Source organism: Klebsiella michiganensis (genome assembly GCF_015139575.1).
In the GTDB taxonomy this organism is placed as follows: Bacteria; Pseudomonadota; Gammaproteobacteria; order Enterobacterales; family Enterobacteriaceae; genus Klebsiella; species Klebsiella michiganensis.
The window spans coordinates 5,813,558-5,835,647 of record NZ_AP022547.1 but is presented as its reverse complement, the minus strand read 5'-3'; the positions used below and the strand labels follow the sequence as shown (position 1 = coordinate 5,835,647).

General features: G+C 55.8%; 20 protein-coding genes. 12 read left to right on the top strand and 8 right to left on the bottom strand.

Annotated elements, in window-relative coordinates; all coding sequences use genetic code 11:
* Positions 1–125 precede the first annotated feature (125 nt).
* On the bottom strand, positions 126–2,729 hold the full coding sequence (locus JLG71_RS27275; RefSeq protein WP_064378070.1) for a sigma 54-interacting transcriptional regulator: 2,604 nt from the start codon (positions 2,727–2,729) through the stop codon (positions 126–128).
* Positions 2,730–2,908: 179 nt separating this feature from the next.
* Here JLG71_RS27275 and JLG71_RS27270 point away from each other — a divergent pair, with 179 nt between their 5' ends.
* From JLG71_RS27270 to JLG71_RS27235, 8 genes are all read left to right on the top strand, one after another.
* Positions 2,909–3,154: a hypothetical protein gene (locus JLG71_RS27270; RefSeq protein ID WP_200913921.1), complete on the top strand. Its 246-nt coding sequence runs from the start codon at positions 2,909–2,911 to the stop codon at positions 3,152–3,154.
* Between the two features lie 123 nt (positions 3,155–3,277).
* The gene (locus JLG71_RS27265; RefSeq protein ID WP_004855882.1) at positions 3,278–4,258 is read left to right on the top strand and encodes a 6-phosphofructokinase; all 981 of its coding nucleotides are present in this window, start codon (positions 3,278–3,280) and stop codon (positions 4,256–4,258) included.
* An 11-nt stretch (positions 4,259–4,269) separates the two neighbouring features.
* A complete protein-coding gene (locus JLG71_RS27260; RefSeq protein ID WP_004855885.1) occupies positions 4,270–4,584 on the top strand; it encodes a PTS sugar transporter subunit IIB in 315 nt (104 codons plus the stop codon).
* Positions 4,577–5,944 (top strand): PTS sugar transporter subunit IIC, encoded by a 1,368-nt coding sequence (locus JLG71_RS27255; RefSeq protein WP_004855887.1) that lies wholly within the window; start codon positions 4,577–4,579, stop codon positions 5,942–5,944. Before JLG71_RS27260 ends, JLG71_RS27255 begins: the two co-directional genes overlap by 8 nt.
* Complete coding sequence (locus JLG71_RS27250) at positions 5,931–6,773, top strand: class II fructose-bisphosphate aldolase (protein ID WP_025106529.1); 843 nt, start codon at positions 5,931–5,933, stop codon at positions 6,771–6,773. The genes JLG71_RS27255 and JLG71_RS27250 overlap by 14 nt, the downstream gene beginning before the upstream one ends.
* Before the next feature lie 57 nt (positions 6,774–6,830).
* Positions 6,831–7,100, top strand: a complete 270-nt coding sequence (locus JLG71_RS27245; RefSeq protein WP_014227380.1) for a hypothetical protein — start codon at positions 6,831–6,833, stop codon at positions 7,098–7,100.
* A gap of 9 nt (positions 7,101–7,109) precedes the next feature.
* A complete protein-coding gene (locus JLG71_RS27240; RefSeq protein ID WP_014227381.1) occupies positions 7,110–7,547 on the top strand; it encodes a PTS sugar transporter subunit IIA in 438 nt (145 codons plus the stop codon).
* The gene (locus JLG71_RS27235; RefSeq protein WP_025106530.1) at positions 7,544–8,098 is read left to right on the top strand and encodes an AAA family ATPase; all 555 of its coding nucleotides are present in this window, start codon (positions 7,544–7,546) and stop codon (positions 8,096–8,098) included. The genes JLG71_RS27240 and JLG71_RS27235 overlap by 4 nt, the downstream gene beginning before the upstream one ends.
* A 90-nt stretch (positions 8,099–8,188) precedes the next feature.
* Here the strand turns inward: JLG71_RS27235 and JLG71_RS27230 are convergent, their stop codons facing one another.
* Together JLG71_RS27230 and JLG71_RS27225 are read right to left on the bottom strand one after the other, a co-directional pair.
* Positions 8,189–8,512 (bottom strand): AzlD domain-containing protein, encoded by a 324-nt coding sequence (locus JLG71_RS27230; protein ID WP_009653628.1) that lies wholly within the window; start codon positions 8,510–8,512, stop codon positions 8,189–8,191.
* A complete protein-coding gene (locus tag JLG71_RS27225) occupies positions 8,512–9,171 on the bottom strand; it encodes an AzlC family ABC transporter permease (protein WP_009653646.1) in 660 nt (219 codons plus the stop codon). The genes JLG71_RS27230 and JLG71_RS27225 overlap by 1 nt, the downstream gene beginning before the upstream one ends.
* A gap of 100 nt (positions 9,172–9,271) precedes the next feature.
* Between JLG71_RS27225 and JLG71_RS27220 the strand changes: the two genes are divergently transcribed.
* Positions 9,272–9,820, top strand: coding sequence for a helix-turn-helix domain-containing protein (locus JLG71_RS27220; RefSeq protein WP_004855902.1), 549 nt, complete (start codon positions 9,272–9,274; stop codon positions 9,818–9,820).
* A gap of 58 nt (positions 9,821–9,878) precedes the next feature.
* On the opposite strand, the gene JLG71_RS27215 is transcribed toward JLG71_RS27220, so the two are convergent.
* From JLG71_RS27215 to JLG71_RS27195, 5 genes are read right to left on the bottom strand one after another with little or no spacing between them, the layout of a single operon-like run.
* Positions 9,879–10,796 carry a GNAT family N-acetyltransferase gene (locus tag JLG71_RS27215; RefSeq protein ID WP_032693306.1) on the bottom strand — a complete coding sequence of 306 codons (918 nt, stop codon included), beginning with the start codon at positions 10,794–10,796 and terminating at the stop codon, positions 9,879–9,881.
* Positions 10,793–12,127 (bottom strand): phenylacetate--CoA ligase family protein, encoded by a 1,335-nt coding sequence (locus JLG71_RS27210; protein ID WP_200913920.1) that lies wholly within the window; start codon positions 12,125–12,127, stop codon positions 10,793–10,795. The genes JLG71_RS27215 and JLG71_RS27210 overlap by 4 nt, the downstream gene beginning before the upstream one ends.
* 41 nt (positions 12,128–12,168) lie before the next feature.
* On the bottom strand, positions 12,169–14,577 hold the full coding sequence (locus tag JLG71_RS27205; protein WP_200913919.1) for an acyl-CoA reductase: 2,409 nt from the start codon (positions 14,575–14,577) through the stop codon (positions 12,169–12,171).
* Position 14,578: 1 nt separating this feature from the next.
* The gene (locus tag JLG71_RS27200) at positions 14,579–15,706 is read right to left on the bottom strand and encodes a LuxE/PaaK family acyltransferase (protein WP_200913918.1); all 1,128 of its coding nucleotides are present in this window, start codon (positions 15,704–15,706) and stop codon (positions 14,579–14,581) included.
* Positions 15,707–15,742: 36 nt separating this feature from the next.
* Positions 15,743–17,002: an MFS transporter gene (locus JLG71_RS27195; protein WP_200913917.1), complete on the bottom strand. Its 1,260-nt coding sequence runs from the start codon at positions 17,000–17,002 to the stop codon at positions 15,743–15,745.
* 534 nt (positions 17,003–17,536) lie between these two features.
* Between JLG71_RS27195 and JLG71_RS27190 the strand changes: the two genes are divergently transcribed.
* From JLG71_RS27190 to JLG71_RS27180, 3 genes are all read left to right on the top strand, one after another.
* Positions 17,537–18,532: a substrate-binding domain-containing protein gene (locus tag JLG71_RS27190; protein WP_025106535.1), complete on the top strand. Its 996-nt coding sequence runs from the start codon at positions 17,537–17,539 to the stop codon at positions 18,530–18,532.
* Positions 18,533–18,646: 114 nt separating this feature from the next.
* Positions 18,647–20,770 (top strand): alpha-galactosidase, encoded by a 2,124-nt coding sequence (locus tag JLG71_RS27185; RefSeq protein ID WP_032751747.1) that lies wholly within the window; start codon positions 18,647–18,649, stop codon positions 20,768–20,770.
* Between the two features lie 41 nt (positions 20,771–20,811).
* Positions 20,812–22,077, top strand: a complete 1,266-nt coding sequence (locus JLG71_RS27180) for an MFS transporter (protein ID WP_200913916.1) — start codon at positions 20,812–20,814, stop codon at positions 22,075–22,077.
* Positions 22,078–22,090 lie beyond the last annotated feature (13 nt).

Sequence of the window (22,090 nt, the reverse complement as noted above, 5' to 3'; positions counted from 1 at the left end):
GCGTGCCATATTTTTATTTATATGTTTTTAAAGGATAAAAACGGTTTTTTGGACGCTTTTTGCAGTGTTGAATGGGCAATTTATTCAGTGTCGACAGGTTTGCCAGCCGACGCTGGCACGGGGGGTTAATGGTCGGGGTCAAAGGCGATCCACGGCTCCATGATTTCATAAATCATCAGCACTTCGGTAAGCGGCAAGGTGATATTGTATTTGCGGTTCAGGGCCTGGAAAAAGGTGTCGTGGACGGCGACAAACGCCTGCTGCGCCAGCGTCAGCTCCGCCTCTTCCCGGTGGCGCACGCCGTTGTTGACCATTACCCGCTCGATCATCAAGGCGATATGCATAAACAGATTGATGCGCAGATAGCTTTCAAAATGGATTTTGTAGAAGGCTTCATACTGCTTAATGACCGCTTCGACTTCATCAATAATCACCACCGGATTGAGGAAGTTAAGGCGACTGGCGACGCCTTCGACGGTAAACAGCTTGACCACTTCATCAATCATGGGCTCCAGGCCGCCTTCCATCAGCAGCCCGTTGAAGTAGTCGCGTTTTAACACCCGCGTCTTTTCTTTAATCAGCTGCTCTACGCTAAGTAGCGGAATATACCCGGCTTCCAGATCGGTGGTGGTAATGATCAACCGCGTGCCGTTCAGTGCCGGGTCGGCGTGGGCGATTTTCCACTTCAGGTCGTCATACTCCATCGTAATAATGTCGATCTCCTCCTGTGCCAGGAAGCGCTGAACGATATCCTTCAGCTTGCGGGAGATCCCTTCGCCGGAGATACAGGAGATAATGATTTTATTGCCCGGCAACACGCCCGCGTAGTAGCGCGTTTCCACCTCATACGCGCCTTTGGCGCTCTCAATAATCGCCTCCATTGACAGCTTATCCTGAATTTTGGCCGCAATATCCAGCGCCATGGCCGTACTGACGTTGTTGATAACCAACAGTTCGCCGTGCAGGTGGAGTTTAATCTCTTCGTAGATCTCTTTTAGCGACCCCATATCCACCAGAATAATCAGCCCCGCGCCTTGTTTAAGGCGGGAAACGTGGGCAATCAGCAGGTCGATGATCTCTCTGGTGGACGTCGCGTTCGCCATGTCGAAGGCTTTAAAGTAGTAGCCGCCGGTCAGCTGATTGGCGATCCCGGCGATGCTCGACGCCGTGGCGCGACCGTGGGACACGATAATGCCCTGAATCGGATCGTCTTCGCCGGCGAGGGTGTGAAAAGCGCAGCTTAGCAGCGGCTGAAGCAGGGGGAGCGGCTGCCGGGTGACATGTTTGCTCAGCAAAGCGAGGCACTCTTCGGCCAGCAGCCGTGCCTTAGCGGAAACATAATCGGAAATGGTTTGCAGTTCGCCTGGGTCGAGCGCCTCCTCCGGAGCATGCAGCGCATAGCTCAGGCAGAGCCAGACCGCCTTGCGGATCTCCGGGTGACAGGAGACGCCGGTCAGGCTCTCCAGCTCCTCCAGCGCGTGAACGGTGTTCTGCCAGATATAGCCGCTGTACAGCGACTCGGCGGAGACCGCGCCGCTGACGGTAGTCAGCAGCTGTTCTACTTTGCGATTCAGCAACAGCACGTTACCGCTGTGGCAAAAGTCGCGAAAAATCACCTCATCGCGCATCGCTTTGGGCAGCAGCTGGCTGACATTCAGCGTATCTTCATGCGCGCTGGCGGCAATACGGATTATTTCGCCGCCGGACGCGGGGCCGCGTAGCGTGATGACGTCAGCCTCACGATTCTCGCTCCAGGCGCTGGCGCACATCACTTTAATCTGATTTTTTAACTCGCCAATATTGCCGCGCACCGGGGAGGTGACCAGCTGATGCATCAGCTGATTATCGAGATGGATATCCCGACGCAGGCTGCGAGCTTCCTGCTGCAAAAAGTGGCTGACCTGAGCGACGCGCTCGGTCAGCGGGCGCGAAATATAGTTGGGCAGCGTGACGCGCACCGGGATGCGGCGACGGAAGGTGTTAAGCAGGACGGTATCGATATTTTCCGTGGTGGCGAAGATAAAGCGCAGCGACGCCGGATGGCGCGTACGGTTATCGCCAAGACGGTAGAAATACCCTTTATCCATAAACAGAAACAGCTTTTCCTGGTTCTCTGCCGAGAGACGATGCACTTCATCGAGAAACAGAAATCCGCCATCGGCGTCATCAAAGGCGCCGCGTTTCTCGCGGTCAGCGCCGGTGAAAGCGCCGCGGGTATAGCCGAAAAGGGTTGCTGAAAGCAGCTCCGGATTGTTGGCGTAATCGGCGCAGTTAAGCTCAACGAAGGGTTTGTCCGCTGCGATAACCCCGCGCTCGAGAGCGTACTGATAAATCAGCATCGCCAGATGGCTTTTGCCGACGCCGCTCTCCCCGGAGAGCAGGACAGGCAAACCGTCACCGGGATAGTCCACCGCCGAGCGGCACAGCGCGACGGCGTCGGCCAGGCTCCCGTGCGCGCCAATCAGCGGCTGAAAGGCGTCGTGCTTTTTCGACACTATGCGAGATGGCTGAGTCTTTTCCCCGCCGTTTTGCTGCACATAAAAGCGCACCGGGCGGGTGTTTTCTTTACGCAGATAACCGTCATCGCACAGCCTGTTGAGGTAATGGCTGATAACGCTGCGGTTAACCTGCATAAAGTCCGCACAGTCCTGAGCCGTGAATCCTGCGGGTTTCCGTGCGTAGTGGGTGACTATTTTCTGGAATAATTTTTCTTTTGCCGACAGCGCCATTCTTCAATGCCCCGGATAGAGTAGAAAATAGCGTCGATTTAATTTCGACACTAGACACTACTGCTTTTATTAGACACTGAGTACTTTCTACGGCATTAGATAAAAATGAAACTATGTTTTGATTAGAATGTGATGGAGATCGCCACAGATTTTATAGGATGTAAAAGCAGGCGACGCTCTTGCGAACGCCAGAAGAGCGCTGTTGCCCGAACCGCGTGATACGCGAGCCGTGGACCTTCCTGACGCAAAAAAATGCGCTATTTATCACATTTCTGTCTTTTCATCATCGCTGGGTTTATGGGAGAAAACAGGCAGCCCACCCGCGCAATTATCGCTTCAAGCAACTTAATGATCTTAAAGCAAATAAAAAGATAATTGTTAAGGCGATCTCATTTTATAAAAGAGATATGCATCACAAAAAATGAGTAAATAAACCCACTGTCAATATTAGGCTCGGAGGAATTTATCAGCATATTGTGATCTCTATTGCAAATAACGGTCTTGAACTCAGGGAAAAATGTGGGCAAGCAAAGCAACGGAGACAGGCAATGAAAATTGGCATGGTTATTAGCGGCGGCGATGTTTCTGGAATTAATAATTTTATATTCCAGATAGCCAGACTGGCGAGTGCCGATATCACCCTTTTTAATGGCGGAATACCCGGACTGCTGGATAAAAATCATCACGAAGTCGCCTGGCGCGATCTGGTTGATTTCTCCATTGCCTCTATTCCGATCATCACCTCCGGGCGAACCAGCCGCAGGCTGCTGCGCAGTGAATATGAAACCATAGCCAAAAAAATTAAATCACTGCGCATTGATGTGCTGATTATGGCCGGCGGCGACGGCAGCCTGCAGTTTCTCAATACGCTGAGCGAATTTGATATTAACTGCTTTGGCGTCGGGATGACTATCGATAATGATGTGTACGGCAGCGATTATACCATTGGTTTTTCCACCGCCTGCGAGCAGATTATTAAGGAAGTTTCCCGGTTAAGAAATACCGGAAGAGCATTACCGGGCCGCGTCTTTATGGTCGAAATATTAGGAGGCTATTGTGGAGAGTTAACGCTGCAATCCGCGATTAAATCGAATGCTGATATCGCCCTGATTCCGGAATCGCAGATGCCGTTAGAAACGCTGGCCGAGCGGGTGAAGCATAAGCTGACACAGCAGAACAGCGTGGTGATCCTGTGCTCTGAAGGCTACACCAGGGAGTATTCCCCCGGCTTTCAGGGGGCCATTGATACCATGATTAAGCAGCTTGAACCGCAAATTGGCGTGCGTATTCGTAAAACCATCGTAGGCTACGGTTTGCGCAATGGCGATCCGACCTGCGAAGAAATTTACCAGGGCACGATTATGGCCAGTGAAGTGGTTCGCTGTATTCAGTCAGGGATGAAAAATAAAGCCATCATAATTAATTCAAGCAACAAACCTATTCCGATTGATTTAGTTAGTATGAAAAAACGTCTAGTCGACACTGAAGGACATCATTATAAACTTGCCAAACAACTCAATATTATTTGAGGAGACCCTACATGCTGAAAATTCTATGCGTATGTGGCTGCGGCCTCGGTTCAAGCTTTGCCATTGAAATGACGGCGAAGGCAGTTTTAAAGAAGCTGGAGATTCCCGCACAGATTGAACATACCACTATTTCCGAAGCCGGGGCGTTTAAATCAGATATGATTCTGACGCAAAAAACCTTCGCCGATATATTAACGGCGGATGCCAGTGCGGAAGAAATTAAACGCGTGGTGGTACTGCATAAGCTCACCGATAAAGATGAAATTGAAGCTAAGATCGTCGCATTCTTAAAAGAGCGTAACCTGAAGGTAGCGGACTATGAATAGCTTTGTAGAGTTTATCGTTAAAGATTTACTCGGCCAGGCTTCAATATTAATTGCATTTATTGCGATGCTGGGCCTGATTCTGCAAAAAAAATCAGCGGGCAAAACGGCGGAGGGGACGTTTAAAACGCTGCTCGGTTTCTTAATTATGATGGCCGGCATCAACATTATTGTCGCCACGCTAACGTTCCTTAACGATATCTTCACGCAGGGATTCGGCATGAAAGGCTACATTACCGATGTCGCCGCCATCGCCGGATTAGCCAACCGTGAATTAGGTTCCGAAGTCGCGCTGACCCTGATGGTGATTTTTGCCGTCAACATCATTATCGCCCGCCTGACGCCGCTGAAATATATCTTTCTGACCGGCCAGGCGCTGCTGTGGATGGCAACCATCGGCGCGGTGATTGGCTATAAAGCCGGGCTGACCGGACTGCCGCTGATTTTAACCGGCGGTATTTTCGGCGGCGTGATGGCGGTACTGATGCCCGCCCTGGCGCAGCCGGTCGTCAGGCGCATCACCGGTTCCGATGACGTGGCGCTGGGGCATTTCTGCACTATCGGCTATCTGGTGCAGGCGGCGGTGGCTAAAGTGGTGGGTAAAGGTTCCCGCTCAACGGAAGATCTTGAATTACCGGATAACTTTAAGTTCCTCCAGGACACCTATCTCGCGATGGCGGTGGTGATGGTGCCGATGTATCTCATTCCCGCGATTGCGGCGGGCCCGGAATATATCGCTCAGTTCTCCAACGGCATTAACTACCTGATGTACGCCTTTATGCAGTCCATTCAGTTTGTGGCGGGGGTATTCGTTCTTTACAGCGGCGTGCGCCTGTTGCTCAACGAGCTGGTGCCGGCATTTCGCGGGATTGCGATGCGCATTGTCCCGGACGCTAAGCCTGCGCTCGATTGCCCGGTGCTGTTCCCGTATGCGCCCAATGCGGTGATCGTCGGCTTCCTGGCGACGACCGTCGGCTCCATCATCGGCATGCTGGTGTTCCCGATGTTTGGCCTGGCGATGATCCTGCCCGGTCTGTTAACCAACTTTTTTGCCGGCGGTACGGCGGGCGTCTTCGGTAACGCGCTGGGCGGCCGCCGCGGGGCGATGATTGGCGGCGTCATTCACGGCCTGTTTATCACCTTCCTGCCCGCCATTTTGGTACCGATGCTGGAAAGCTACGGTTTTACCGGCGTCACCTTCAGCGATTCGGACGTTATTAGTTCCGGTCTGGTATTAGGCCACGCCTTCCAGAACAACTGGCTCTTTGTCGCCTTGTTCATTGTTTTTGTTGCCGCACTGGCATGGTTCGTAAACGGTAAATCAGCGAAGCCGAAAGGGGAAAATGTTCATGAGTCTGTATAACTTCAACGCTATTCTGAAAATTGCGCAGGAAAGAGATTTTAAAGCCATTGGCTCATTTAATTTGCACTGTATTGAAATGCTGCCCGCCTTTTTTAAAGCGGCGCAACAAAGCGATAGCCCATTAATGATTCAAATCTCTACCGGGACGGCGGAATATCTCGGCTATCGTTTACTGGTGGATGCGGTTCGTTCATTAGCGGAAAGTGAAAACGTGCCGACCTGCCTGCACCTGGATCACTGCTCTGATATCAGCGCCATTGAAACGGCCATGGATGCCGGATTTTCATCGGTGATGTACGACGGCTCCCATCTGGATCTGGAAGAGAATATTGGCAATACCCGCATCGTGGTGGAAATGGCGCGCCCGCGGAATATCACGGTAGAAGGCGAGCTGGGGGCGATCGGCGGATCGGAAGATGGCAAAGCCGTGGCCGCGGAGGATATCTGCTTCACCATGGTGGAGGACGCCAAACGCTTTGTGGAGGAGACGCAGGTGGATATGCTGGCGGTCTCCGTGGGCACGGTGCACGGCCTGTATACCGGTAAGGCGCAAATTCAGCACCAGCGGCTGAAAGAGATTAGCGCCGCGACCGGCGTGCCGTTAGTGCTGCACGGCGGCACCGGCGTCAGCGATGAAGATATGCGCCTGGCAGTCACTGAAGGTATCAACAAGGTGAACGTCGGTACTGAAATGAATGTGCAATGGGTCGATCAATGTAAAAGCACGTTTGAAAAAGGCAAAGTGAACGACAGCGTGCGCAAATTTTTAATTCCGGCGAATAACGCGGTCACCCATGTATTAATGGAAAAAATCGCTCTGTTTAAATAAACGCATATTTTTAAACCGTATTCCGTTGCCCTGCTGTCCGTCGGGGAGGAGCTCGCTATGTTTGAATCTTTGAAAACGCTGTGGAAAAAAGAGAATCAACCCCCGCAGGATTATGACGAACAGTCTCGCCAGCTGGCGGGGGAAATTGCCAGGCTGGAAGGCGAGTTACGGGGCAATCCGGCTAATGGCGAAGTGCAGAAAGCATTAATGCTGATATATAACCGGGCGCTGTCGGTCTATGCCAAAAGTCATACGCATCGCGAGGAAATCGATGCGCTTTTTATGCGCATTGATGAGTTACGTAACATTATTCGCCATAATATATAGGAAGTGATAATGACGATAAAAGAACTGCTGATTGAGGCCGATGCGATTCAGGTCGGCGTCACGGAGTCCGACTGGCAGAAGGTGATCCAGCTGGCGGCCAGCCCGCTGGTTGCAAAAGGCTATATCTCGGCAGATTACGGCCAGGCGGTGATCGATAATACCCTGCATCATGGCGCCTATTACGTGTTTGATGAAGGTGTCGCCATCCCTCACGCCAGGCCGGAATGTGGCGTCAAACGCAACTGCTTCAGCCTTGTGGTGTTGAATAAGCCGATTCAATTTGCCGATAGCGAGAAGGCGGATATCGTCATTATGTTCGGCGCGCAGGACAGCAATGCCCATATTGAAGAGGGGATTCGGGCGATTGTCGCTCTGCTTGATAATAACGAGACCATGGCGAAGCTGCGGGCCGCCAGCAGCAGAGAGGAGGTCGTCGCGTTGTTATGAACAGACATCTCACACCCGGCTGCAAAACGGTGATTTTAATTAACGGCATTCCCGCATCGGGTAAAAGCACCGTCACCCGGCAGCTATCGGCAGCGTTTAATCTGCCGCAGCTGACCATCGACGGTATTAAAGAGCCGTTTATGGCGTGCTTTACCGGGATCGACCGGACCTTCAACCGGCAGCTGGGCTGCGCCGCGTATGAAGTCATCTGGTCGATCGTCGGCCAGTCGCCGGCAGGCTGTATCTGGCTTATTGACGCCTGGTTTGGCTTTCAACCGCGCGACACGCTACAGCAGCTGCTGCAACACGCGGGCGTTGAGAAAGTGCTGGAGGTCTGGAACCACATCTCGCCTGAGCTTGCGGTGTCGCGCTATGCCAGCCGGTTGCAGGATCGTAAGCCGGGGCACCCGGGCGAGGAGTATCTTCCGGAACTGGCGCAGCTGGCGCAGCAGGCGGAACCGATGCGGCTGGGGCCGGTGTTCACCGTGGATCAGCACAAGCCGCTGGATATGGCGTCCGCTACCCGTTGGATCGAAGCACAAATAGCGTAAGCCCTTAAGGGCAGCTGCCCGGCGGCGCTTTGCTGGCACGGCCTATAAAAATTGCATAACAACATGATGTTTCGCGTTTCGTAGGTCGGATCAGGCGACGCCCGCCATCCGCAGCAGCGCCGTCGCCACGGCGGCGGCGATAATTACCACGATCAGCGGCATCTTACGCCAGGCGAGGAACACCGCCAGGCCCACGCCCAGCACCCGCGCCATCCCGGCAAAATGTTCGCCTTCGTAAAAGGTGGTCGCCAGCGCCACGGAAAAGAGCAGCACCGTCGCCGCATCGGAAAGCAGCGCCTGGGCGCGCTCGGAAAACGCCAGCCGGCTGCCGAGCTTCGCCCCGCCTAAACGCATTAAGTAGGTGCCCAGCGAAAGAATCGCAATACCGGCGATAAATAGCGTCATATTGCCCATTATTTTTTCCTCGTCAGCAGGCCAAACAGCGACAGCAAAACCGGCAGGCCAACCGGTGCGAAAGGAACGGCGGCCAGCGACAGGGCCGCTCCGCTGCAGGCGCGGATCAGGGTGGTGCGGTTTTTAAAGGCCGGCACCACCAGCGCCAGCAGAATCGCCGGGAATACCGCATCGAGGCCAATGGTTTCCGGGGCCGGGAGCAGTTTGCCGACCCCCGCGCCCAGGAGCGCCCCCAACGGCCAGATCAGCGCCACGCCCAGACCGCACAGCCAGTAGGCGGCCCGCCGCTGCTCGGGGGTTTTCTGCGACAGACCAAACACCACGCTTTCATCGTTCATAATATGGCAGCCGAGGAAGCTGGCGGCGCGCTGGCCGACCAGGTCGCGAACCGTCACGCCGAAGGGAATATGCCGCGCGTTGACCAGCAAACCGGCCGCCGCTGCCGCCAGCGGGTTGCCGCCGCTGGCGACAATGCCGATAAACATAAACTCTGAGGCCCCCGCCAGGACGCAAACCGAAAGCACAAAGGGGACCCAAATCGGGAAGCCGTAGGCGACGGCCAGCGAGCCGTAGGACATCCCGACGATGCCTACCGCGAGGCAGACTAAAACAATTGCTCTGAGGGTGTCGCCTTTAAGCGTGGCGAAGTGTTGTTTCATACTCTTTAGCCATATCGAACGAATTTCCATTATAATGAACGCAACAGAATCGCATTTCAAGACGAACGAAACGTTCGTTATAAAAAACACGGAGGGCTGTATGACTCAGCCAATTAGCCTGATTGCCAAAAGCCTGGTGCGGGAACGCGCGCGCACCGGTCTTTCCCTTGCCGAAGTTGCGCGACGGGCGGGAATCGCCAAATCAACGTTATCGCAGCTGGAGTCCGGCAACGGTAACCCGAGCCTGGAAACCCTCTGGGCGCTGTGCGTGGCCCTCGATATCCCCTTTGCCCGGCTGCTGGAGCCGCAGGTGAATACCACCCAGGTGATCCGCCGCGGCGAGGGAACGAAAGTGATCGCCGAGCAGGCAAACTATCAGGCGATTTTACTGGCCGCCTGCCCGCCGGGCGCGCGGCGCGATATTTATCTCCTGCTGACCCAGCCGGGCGCGGACCGCATTTCCCACCCTCATCCGCCGGGTTCGGTGGAGCATATTATTGTCACCCAGGGGCGCGCGCGGGTCGGCCTGACGGAAGCGCCGGAAGAGCTGGGGGAGGGAGATTACATCTGCTATCCCGCCGATCGGGAGCACGTTTTCCAGGCGCTGGAGCCGGATACCCAGGCGCTGCTGGTCGCCGAGCAGAACTAGTCAGGCCCGACACTGGGCCTTCGGTGTGCCAAAAACAGGCGTCAGATAAAAGGGATTGTCAGGCGCGCGCGTTATGATTGATATCGCCATCGGCCGTTTTCTGCAGGGCAATAGCGATAGGGCAGGAGAGGTCGAGCTGCCGGGGATGATAGCCGCGCTGCAGCAGCCAGAACCACTCTCCTCCGGCCGCTGGCTCCAGCCCCATATCGGTAAAACCTGCTCGCCGCAGCCTGGGTCGTAGCGACATCAGCGCGCCATCCACGCGCGCCCGGATATAAATCAGTTTACGGGCCGGCAGTCGGGAAATCTCGTCGACCATCTGTTGCGTTGATATATTCATCGTGACGTCCACCCGATCATCACAAAGGGCAATTTCAACGGGGGCTGCACAAGTTTCCCTGGCGGGCGGGATCTGCGCCGCGCCAAATTTTTCCTTTAGCAAGTTTATCCAACCATCATCACGGCTATCATCCGCGGTGAGCGGGACGGGGCGTGGCTGCAAGGGTAATACGCCGAGGATAATGCTTTCACGCAGGCCGGATTGAAAGGGGGAGGGGACGTAATCTCTGAGCAACCCCGTTGAGTAAAAGCCCAGCCTCTGCGCCAGGCGCTGCGAGTGTGGATGGCTGGATACCATTTTGATGGTTAGCGTGCCCAGGCCAAGCCTGCTTGCGGCAAGACGCAAATATTCCCCCAGTTGGGTGGCTACGCCCCGGTTTCTGAAGGCGGGGTGCACCGCGAACATGGCCAGTTCGGCCGTCTGCTTATCCGCGTGGTGCCGCCATAAGGCGGCATGCCCGATGATGATGCCATTCTGTTCGGCTATCGCGCTGTGCCATTCGTCCCGGGCGTTGCGCCAGCCAATCAGGCTGGGCATATAGATATCAGGATAGACATAGCGATCGCCATAAACCGTGCGAAATAAGGCGCTGATGCCTTCGCCGTCTTGTCGCTGGAACGCTCTGATTTCAATCATTTCACCGCCTCCTGCGCGAGGTAGGCGCGTTTGTCGATCACCCGCTGCAGCTTACCTGTTCGGGTATTGCGGATAAGTTCCGCCTGGCTGCACCAGTGAACCTGAACGCACAGCTGGCCGGCAGCCTGTAGTTCTGCGAGAGCGTGATCCCTGGCGAGTAATTGACCGCAGAGCCTGTCGGCCTGCTGCCGGGTACCGGAAAAGGCGATACGTAAGCTCAAACGATCCCGGTTATCGGCGTGCTCCAGCATCAGCTGCCACTGCTGATGCCCCATCTCTTCCGTAATAAGGGCCGCTATTTCATCAGGAAATAGCGAGGCGTAACCTACCCGCAAGCGGTGCCCGAGGCTACTGCGTCCCTGCAAAATAAACTTGCGATGTTTGCTTCCCGGAGGTTCACGCCAGGCGGCCAGATCGCCTACCGGATAGCGAATCAGCGGCATCAGCGTGCGCGTAAGGCTGGTGACCACCAGCATTCCGGAACGATTGATTTCGTCGATCGGCTCGCCCGTCGCTTCATCAATAATTTCCACGATAGTTTCGGGTTCAAAGACCCGATGCTCGTCCGCCAGGCAATCCGGCGTGCTGAGTCCGATAAGCCCGGCATCCACGCAGGCGCAGCCGATAGAAGCAATACGGGCGTTGGGAAAGGCGGATTCCAGCAGCTGTAGCTGTTCAGTAAAAAGACTCTCGCTGCCGTAAAGGATGGTCTCGATACCGGGCAGACGGCGGTTTTTTCCAGCGAGCTCTGCCGCATATTGCAGCAGCATCGCCGGGACGCCTACCAGTACGTTGATATCGTGCTGGACGATCTGTTCGGTGAGGGTGTGCGGTTCAAGCGATCCGGTGAAAGGGTACTCGCATACCGGTATCGACATGTGCGAAAGCGCGCCGTGGATAAATAAGAAGCTCGCGTACAAATCACCGGCGAAAAATAAATTTGCCACGCGCGCGCCTGGCTTGAGCTGGCTGGAGAGGCTGCGGCCAAAACTGGTGACGAACGCACGCCACTCCTGGCGGGAAAAAACCGACAGCTTGCCGCCGCCGGTGGTGCCGCCGGTCTTAAAGACAATACCGTCCTCCACCGGCCCGGTGAGGACGGGCCAGTTTTTCAGGCCCTGGCTCCCCTCCCAGTAGCGTTCGGGATTAATAAGCGGCAGGTCCTTCAGCTGCCAGCCGCGGGTGGCGAGATGGCGATAGTGTTCGGCATAGAAAGGCGAGCGGCAGCGAACCCTCTCGACAAGCTGTTCGAGGCCCGGTGGGCTTACGGCCACTTCTTCCGTTTGGGTGGATTGCGGATCAAAGTGACCCATCATCTTTGCTGTTGTCATATTCAAATATCCTTATTGTGAACCGATCGGCGGGAGTGCGCTCAACGGCGTTTATCAATGACCAGCGGCGTCTTGCCGCTTTGCGGATGCCGTTCAAATTCGCTGAACGGGCGGCTGGTCACGGCTAACTCCAGCAAATGGGCGTCCAATGCCATTTTGAGCTCAGGGTCGGTGCAGACCCGCTGTTTGATGGTATCAATATTGCCGTCGGTGAAGATGTTGATGCATTCGAGCCCGCTGCGCGGGTTATGTTGAAGAATCAATTGAACAGGGGCATCGGCGAGCGTTGCCAGCCGCTGGGGTTGAATAAACATCGTGCCGATACGCACCAGGCTGCCGTGGCGGCCTAAAAGCTCAAAGCGGGGGCTGGGGGCGCCGCAGGGGCATTCGCCCGGCAGCCAACGGCCCATATCGCCGATGTCATAACGAATCACCTTCTGACCTTCGCGGGCCGTCGAGGTAAAGAGCAGGCGGCCGGTATCGCCGGGCGCGACGGGCCGATCGTCGAGCGGGTCGACAATCTCCAGCCATTGAATATCCGTCATCAGGTGAAACACGCCATCCGGGCAATGCGTACAGGCATGTCCCAGCGGCCCGGCATCAACCGAACCATACAGCGCCGAGCGAATGATTTTCACTCCGAAACCATGAATATAGTCACGCTGGGCGACGCCCATATGTTCGCCGCCCAGCAGCAGTTTCTGAATACCGCCGTAGTCGCGCAGAATGGCCTCTTCTCGCGTAAAGAGCTGATACAGCGTGCTTGGCATACCAATGAGCGTGGTAACGCCCTGATTCACAATGGTCCGGGCGATCTCGTGGTAGTCATCATCATGGGGGCCGCCCATGGGAAGATGGGTCACTTCAAGCATTTCCAGTAGGGTGAAGAAGCTGAGTAAACCACCGTAGAGATTGCCCGCGTACATCAGATTGAGCACTTTGTCGTGGGCGGGATCCAGCCCGGCGGCGAACATGCCTGCGGCGGCGGCCTGCATCTGGCGGCGATAGTCGCGATAGGTAAACCCGGCGAGTTTAGGCACGCCGCTGCTGCCGCCGCTGCGAAAGAAAAGCTGGGCGCTGGGCCGCATCGCGTGCTGTAAGAATGCCGTTTTATCCATAATCGGCTGCTGCGCCGTCAGCATCGGCGGCGGCGGGTTCGGATCGAGCGTGGCCTGCTGCGGCAGGACATCGGCATCCAGCGTCACGGTGACGCGGCGAGCCAGCTGACTTAAGGCGTAAACGCCGTCATGCGGTTCGCCGTGATAGCCGTCATGCATTTTACCGACGGGGGTAATTCGATTGACGCCGGCTGCCAGCAGCAGTTGGCTGAGGGGGATTCTGTCCCGATCGGCGGCAACCAGCCCGCAGGTTTGCAGGTGGGTTCGCCAGGGGCGCAGCGTTTGCATCACTTTATTTTGCGGTAGCGGCCGCAGCAGGACGGTTCGGAACAGCGGTGAAGGCGTTATGGCCGAGGTGTGTTGCTGAATGATGCGCCAGCCGTCTCCTGCCAGCAGAGCGTTGTCAGCCCCGGCAAATACGGTGTCCAGCTGCGCGAAGGCGACGGCGCGGGTGATATCCGCCGCCGCCTTTTCATCGGGCATTAACGGTTGCCACCGTGCGTGACGGCGCCGCATGGCCTCCGCCAGTCTTTCGCCAATATCCTGCAATACCGCCGAATCATCGCTATCAACAAAAACGATTTGCGGGCTGGAACAGGCCTGCTGGTCAAAACAGCAAACGTCATCCGCCAGCGCGAGAAGGCTTTCTTCATTAACGGCATCCGGTTGTAGCCAGGCAAAGCTGATTTTATGTCCCCATGGGATCCAGCGACACCCGCCAGGGAGCTGTTGACGAATCGCCTCGAGGGCGGTATCGCCACCCCAGGCCGATATACCATCGGCGTGGGTAAGCAGTAGGGAAAGGCGCGTGGTTTCGACGGGAACCACGGCGACGAAGTTAGCCAGCTGGTCCGTTAAATCGCAGTGGATAAACGCCCGTAGCAGATCGATTGTCATTCCTTGTTCGCTGGCGCTCGGGCGCAGCCAGTTAATATTCCCGACCAGCAGGCTCTCTATTATTGCGAAGAAGGGAAGCAGTTCCGCATTGGCTGGGGTGACATGCACCACGACGCCCAAAGGACGCCAGCCTTCAAACTGCGGTTCACGGTAGTTAATGCGGCGCACGGAAAAGGGGGGATCGCCCAGCTCATGCTCGAGCTTTTGGCGCAGCGCGTCCGGTTGGCAAAACTTTCTGACCTCTTCCCGATAAGCCGGGCCCAGTTGAGGAAGGAAAGCGTGGTCTTTTAGCTGTTCGATAAAACGCCCGGCGCAGGCAAGCACGGTTTCCGGACGCGGCGGTTGGCTCAACGCGCTATCCAGCCCGCTCGTCAACATGGCGATGGCCTCTTCTGGCGTGAGCGAGGGATAGTTTTTTCCCTGAATGAGATACATATTAATTTCCCTTAATCAGTTCTGACGCCGCCAGTGCGCAGCTACGTGCTTTGCTATGGCTGGCCCGGCCCAGCAGCTCAAACCAATCGGTTGTCACACCGCATCCGCACTCTTCGGCGCGGTGCAATTGTGCAAGATCGCTCATGACCACGCTGTGCGCAGGGCAGGAGGTGATATAAGGCGACACAAACTGTATAAAACCGCGCTGCCCATAATCTTTCACCGCCAGAGAGGCGGTATCGCGGATCCAGGCGCGGGAATAAACGGGAATATGGAAATGGTGATGCGCGCATTCAATGTAGGGCACGCAGTGCTCCACGGAACCATAGCCGTCGCGGCATCGGCTATCGGGGATCCCGAGCTGTTGGGTCAGCCGCGCATAGAACGCGGATTTAGGGATTTCACGGTCGGCATGCGTTTTCCAGCCGCCGCCGAAAAAGGCCAGCGATTGATGATGAAGCTGGAGCGGCGGTAGCTGCATTTCTCGCATCCGTTCAAGTATGAACCACATAAATGCCGGGAAACCCAGGATTCGTACCGGTAACCCCTCTTCAGCAAACTCTTGTAACGCGCGAATCACGCCGAAAGGGTCGAACTCATGCCCGCTCCTGGTGTGACGCAGTGCGTAAACGGCGCGTTTGACCGGCGCGTATTTACACAAGAACTGGTCGGTAAAAGAGGTGCCAAGCGTAATGATATCGGCGGGTTCGTAGCTGAGGAGCAGATAGTTGCAGGGCGCATCGGGCGTTTCCCAGCCATAATGGCGGAAAATGCGATCGACCATTCCCTGGGCGGCTCCGATACTGCGCGCATCATAGAGCATTCGACTTTTCTGCCCGCTGGTACCGGAAGAGGTGAGTTCAAGCGCATCCTCACCGGAGCGGCCGATCGGCAGATTCTGTTTGAAATAGTCGGCAAAGATCGGCGGCAGCTGCGACCACGAATCTATATTGGCCGCATCTGCCGGAATATTGTGGCGGGCCAGCCACTGGCGGTAGCCCGGCGTATTCATAACATGAAATGCAACGATTTCACGCATGGCTTCATCAAAGAGCCGTTGTGAATCGCTATCTTCATGATAAGGGCTGTCGAGTGCGCAGAGGGCATCGACGCAGGATAAAGTGTCCATTTTATTCATCCTTAATAAAAAGTCGTCCGTGAGTGATTAATGGCCTGAAGCTGTTATTTTCGTTTTACTCCTCTTCTGCCTGGTGAATATATTAACGATAATGAATAATGCTGCCAGCATCGGAATAGTGGCCGCGATAATATATGCGCTGAGGCTGTCGCCGGTGCCCAATCCGGCCATTAATGCCCCCCCGAGGCTAAAAATAGCGACGGAAATCATGCCTATCATTGCCGATACTGAACCTTTTCCATGCTCGCTGGAAAATAGCGTGAGGCGATACAGCGTGGCGTTGCAAATGCCCAGGCCAAAAGCATAAATAGCCATGCCGATAATCAGCGCAATAATATTTTGCCATATTAGCGTCATGACCAGCGCCAGCATTATGCCGATAAATATGGGAGAGAGTGAAAAGTATAATAACTGCTCCGGCTTAAATTTTTCAGCGGTAAAGTTAAGGACGATATTCCCCGCAATCAACGCCGCAAAAACAGGTAATTGCCATAGCGCGTACTCCAGCATACTCATTTGCAGATGATGCACCAGCAGCAGCGGGGAGAGCGCGATCCACGCCATCAGCGGCAGCCCGACGAGGCCAAGCGCAACGCTGCCGGATATACAGCGTGGGTTCGTAAGCAAATCGCCATAAGCGCGCGCAAGGGTTTTTACCTCGAGCGGCTGACATTCAATTTTACTGCCATCCTCGCGTACGACGCCGATCGTCTCCGGCATCCAGCGTAGCAAACCGAACCAGGTGAGCGCCGCCATCAACGCGATAGCAATAAAAAGCGTGCGCCATGACAGGTATGCAAGCACAACGCTACCGACCAAAGGGCCAAACAGCGGCGACAGCAGCGCGATATTGGCAAACAGGGCAATTAAGCGGATCGCATCCGATTCGTTGAATGCTTCCTGCAGGGCCGGATAGCTCACCACCACCACAAACCCCAAACCTATTCCCTGAATAAACCGCAGGAGAGTAAAAACCTGGATATTGTCTACCCATGGCGTGGCCAGGCAGGAAACAGAAAAAAGCGCACAGCCGATGAGTAATAAAGGCCTGCGGCCAAATCTATCCGACGCCGGTCCAATAAGCCACTGAAAGCTGACGCCGCCAAGTAAATAGGCATTAAGTGACCACGGTACGTAATGCGGTTGAGCATTTAAATCTTTAATAACCGTTAGCATTCCCGGCATTACTACATCGCTGGCGACATAAGTTAACAGCTCGAATGTTGAAAGAAATAAACAAAAAAATAAAGCGTGCCGTGAAGAAACAGGCAGTAGTGAGTTATACATAAAACCCTGTTATTAACATATTCCATTATTTTGCTTTTATATCACTCCCTCTTTTTAAAAACTTTTATCAAGTGATTCTTAGTTGATAAATATCAATGAACAGACCGTGTTCATGTTTGTTTTAACTGCGAATTATAATTCCGATACATACTTCATATTTTAATTAAAAATAAATCGAATGATTTATGGGGATTAAATGTGCGTTTTCCAGACGCTGCGTTATTTTTCCAGGGGTGAGCGATTAAGTCATTCATCTATCAACCATATGATTTGTATAGTGTAAACCTGTCGGATTCAAATATATTCAGCTTGGTGAATCACAGCGTATCTTCGTCTCTTTCTTATGAGGAAGGGGGCGTTTAATTTACCGCCACATTGAATAAACGGTCTTGCTTCCTCTCATTTCTTTGTGACGTATCATCAGGCGCCGAGGGCCGCGGTGTTCAGGTATTGCCGCGCGGCGTCGCTCTTGCTGGACGCCATGCCCGTATTGCGGGACACTAGCCGCATTCTCCCGCGAAGACAGGGATACTTATGTCGCTGAAAGCCATTGCTAAAGAACTTGGGATCTCGGTAACGACCGTCAGCCGTGCGCTAAACGGCTATGATGACGTGTCGCAGGAGACGCGCGCCCGCGTGGAGGCCGAAGCCCAGCGCCGTGGATATCGGCCAAATACCTTCGCCCGCCGCCTGAAAATGGGCAAAATTGACGCCGTTGGCCTCGTTTTCCCCGTGCGTCCCGCGCCGTTGAATAACAACGTCTTTCTCGAAATGGTGGGAGAAATCAGTCACGAGCTGGCGCGCTATGAGATTGATTTACTGCTGATTGCCGACGATGAGCAGGCCGATAAGCACGGCTATATGCGTATGGTGCAGAGTCGTCGCGTCGATGCGCTGATCGTGGCCCATACTCTGGACGACGACCCGCGCCTGATTCAGCTGCTCTCTTCCGGCTTTCCTTTTCTCGCCCTGGGGCGCAGCCGCCTGCCGCAGCCCTACGCCTGGTTTGATTTCGATAACCAGGCGGGAACGTACCGCGCCACCCGTCATCTGATTCGCCAGGGGCATCAGCGCATCGCGCTGCTGAGCGAAAATAACAATCAGGCGTTTATTACCCAGCGCCGCAACGGTTACCTGCAGGCGCTGCGCGAAGCGGGCCTGGCGGAAACCTGGCTGCGCAGCGTGCCGCCCACCCGCCGCGGCGGGTTTCAGGCAACGATGGAGCTGCTGCGCTTGCCTGAACCGCCAACGGCGATTGTCACCGATTGCAACACCCACGGCGACGGCGCGGCGATGGCCCTGGCTCAGCTCGGACGCCTCACCGGCGCCGATCGCGTCTCGCTGGTGGTTTACGACGGCTTGCCGCAGGACAGCATCATCGAAACCCCGGTGGGCGCGGTGGTTCAGTCCACCCGGCAGGGCGTGGGCCGCCAGATAGCCACCATGGTCCGCCGCTTAATCGCCGGCGAGGATCTCGCCTCTCTCCAGGTGCTCTGGCAGCCTGAATTTATTCCCGGCGAAACCGCCTGATTCCCCTCCCGTCAGATTAATTTCCTGAACTCGATCACGGATCCGAAACGTTTTGGTTGGCATCCGAAACGTTTCGGATCAACAGTAAGGCATTCCTTGTTGTGGAGATGTCTCATGTCTGATTCGATTTTACGCCTGCAAAGCGCAGCGGCCGATGTGGTGATAAAAACCCGTCCATTCGCCGAAATTATCTACTGGGGGCCGCATTTAAGCCACTTTTCGCCGCAGGATGCGGCCAGCATCGCCCGCCCGGTGGCCAATGGCCGCCTCGACGTCGATTCCCCGGTAACCTTAATGGCCGAACTGGGCCACGGTCTGTTTGGCGCGCCGGGCATTGAAGGCCACCGCCAGGGGCTGGACGCCTCACCGATGTTTACCACGACCGAGGTGGTGCAGGATGGGCAGAATTTAACCCTTCTCAGCGAAGACGCGCAGGCGGGCCTGCGGCTGTGCAGTGAAATTCAGCTTGATAGCAGCGGCGTGCTCAGCGTTCGTCATGGTTTAACCAACCTGCGCCCGCAGCCGTGGCAGGTGGACCGCCTGGCGGTCACGCTGCCGGTCGCCGAGCGCGCCCGCGAAGTCATGGCCTTTCATGGCCGCTGGATCCGCGAATTCCAGCCCCATCGTCTGACCCTTGAACACGACAGCTTTGTGCTGGAAAACCGTCGTGGACGCACTTCTCACGAACATTTTCCAGCGCTGATTACCGGCAGTCGCGCTTTTAGCGAGATGCAGGGCGAAGTGTGGGGCGTGCATTTGGGCTGGAGCGGTAACCACCGCCTGCGGGCGGAAGTGAAAACCGACGGTCGCCGCTACCTGCAGGCGGAAGCGCTCTATCTGGCGGGAGAAATGGCGCTGGCGGAAGGGGAAACGCTGTGGACGCCGAACCTCTACGCCAGCTATTCGGCGCAGGGGCTGAACGGCATGAGCCAGCAGTTCCACCGCTATCTGCGCGAACAGATTATTCGCTTCCCGGACAACAAGCCGCGCCCGGTGCATCTCAATACCTGGGAAGGGATCTATTTCGACCACGACCCGCAGTACATCATGCGCATGGCGGATGAGGCGGCGGAGCTGGGCGTGGAGCGCTTTATCATTGATGACGGCTGGTTTAAAGGGCGCAACGACGATTGGGCGGCGCTCGGCGACTGGTATCTTGATGAGGAAAAATACCCTGACGGTCTGACCCCGGTTATCGACCATGTGAAGTCGCTGGGGATGGAGTTCGGCATCTGGGTTGAGCCAGAGATGATTAACCCGAACTCCGATTTATACCGCGCCCATCCCGACTGGCTGCTGGCGCTGCCGGGCTATACGCCGATCCCCGGGCGTCATCAGTTTGTCCTGAACCTGAATATCCCTGAAGCCTTTGATTATCTGCTGGAACGGATGAGCTGGCTGCTGGGCGAGCACGCGGTGGACTATGTGAAGTGGGATATGAATCGCGAGCTGGTGCAGCCTGCCCATAACGGCAAAGCCGCCGCCGATGCGCAAACTCGCCAGTTCTATCGCCTGCTGGATACGCTGGTGGCCCGCTTCCCGCATATTGAATTTGAATCCTGCTCCTCCGGCGGCGGCCGTATCGATTATGAAGTGCTGAAGCGCAGCCATCGCTTCTGGGCTTCCGACAATAACGATGCCCTTGAGCGCAACACCATCCAGCGCGGCATGAGCTACTTCTTCCCGCCGGAAGTGATGGGTGCGCACATTGGCAACCGCCGCTGCCACGCCACCTTCCGCCAGCACAGCATTGCGTTTCGCGGCCTGACGGCGCTGTTCGGTCATATGGGGCTTGAGCTGGACCCGGTGACCGCCGATGAGCAGGAGCGCGCGGGCTATCGCAAATACGCGGCGCTGCATAAGCAGTGGCGCGATGTCATTCATCACGGCGTGCAGTGGCGTATCGATATGCCGGACGCCACAACCCTCGCGCACGGCGTGGTGAGCGAGGATCGGCATCGGGCGATTTTCCTCGTCAGCCAGCTGGCGATGCCGGACTACACCCTGATGGCGCCGCTGCGCGTGGCGGGGCTGGACGCGGGCGCCCGTTACGAGGTGACGCTGCTCGACCATCCCGATATTCAGATTACGGGAGAGGGTGGCCATACCATGCGTAAGCTGCCGGAATGGATGACGACGCCGCAGACCGTCAGCGGTGAGTGGTTGCAACAGGCGGGGCTGGCGCTGCCAGTCCTCGATCCGGAAAGCGCCATTTTGATTGGCCTGCAACGCGTGTGATGACGACGGGCCGCGCGTCGGCCCTTTTTGAGGAATACACCATGAACCCGACCGTCTGTACCCATAAAAACAACCCCAATTTCTGGATTTTCGGGCTGTTCTTCTTTCTCTACTTTTTCATCATGGCCACCTGTTTTCCGTTTTTGCCGATCTGGCTATCGGACGTCATCGGCCTGAATAAAACCGAGACCGGCATTGTTTTCTCCAGCCTGTCGCTGTTTGCCATCTGTTTTCAGCCGATACTGGGCGTGATCTCCGATAAGCTGGGGCTGAAAAAGCATCTGATGTGGATCGTGACGGTGCTGCTGGTGCTGATCGCGCCCTTTTTCCTTTACGTTTTTGCGCCGCTGCTGAAAACCAATATCTGGCTCGGGGCGCTGAGCGGCGGGGCCTACATCGGCTTTGTGTTCTCCGCCGGCGCCGGGGCGATGGAAGCCTATATCGAACGCGTGAGCCGCAATAGCGGGTTTGAGTACGGCAAAGCGCGGACTTTTGGCTGCCTCGGCTGGGCGCTGTGCGCCACCACGGCGGGGATGCTGTTCAGCGTTAACCCCGAGTGGGTGTTCTGGATGGGGTCGGCCGCCGCGCTGGTACTGGTCGTGCTGGTGGCCATCGCGAAACCGCAGGCCAGCCAGACCGCACAGGTGATGGACTCGCTGGGCGCTAACCGCTCATCGGTGGATTTAAAAACCGCCGTACGCATGTTCCGTCAGCGCAAAATGTGGATGTTTATTCTCTACGTCATCGGCGTCGCCTGCGTCTATGATGTTTTCGATCAGCAGTTCGCCACCTTCTTTAAATCCTTCTTTGCCACCCCGGAATCGGGCACTCGCGCCTTTGGTTTTGCGACTACCGCCGGGGAAATATGCAACGCGATTATTATGTTCAGCTCGCCGTGGATTATTAACCGCATCGGCGCGAAGAATACCCTGCTGATTGCCGGCATGGTGATGGCGGCAAGGATGATCGGATCATCGTTCGCCTCGACGGCCGCTGAAGTGGTGGCGCTGAAAATGCTTCATGCGCTGGAAGTCCCGTTCCTGCTGGTAGGCGCGTTTAAATATATTACCGGCGTGTTTGACGTCCGTCTGTCGGCGACGATTTACCTGGTTGGCTTCCAGTTTTCCAAACAGGTGGCGGCGATCTTTCTCTCCGCTTTTGCCGGGAATATGTATGACCGTATCGGTTTCCAGGATACCTATATGATCCTTGGCGGCATCGCCCTGAGCGTCACGTTAATCTCCGCCTTTACCTTATCGGGTAAGGCAACGTCGGAAAAGATGAGCGATAGCGCGATGACGGTGTAGAAAACAGTCCGAT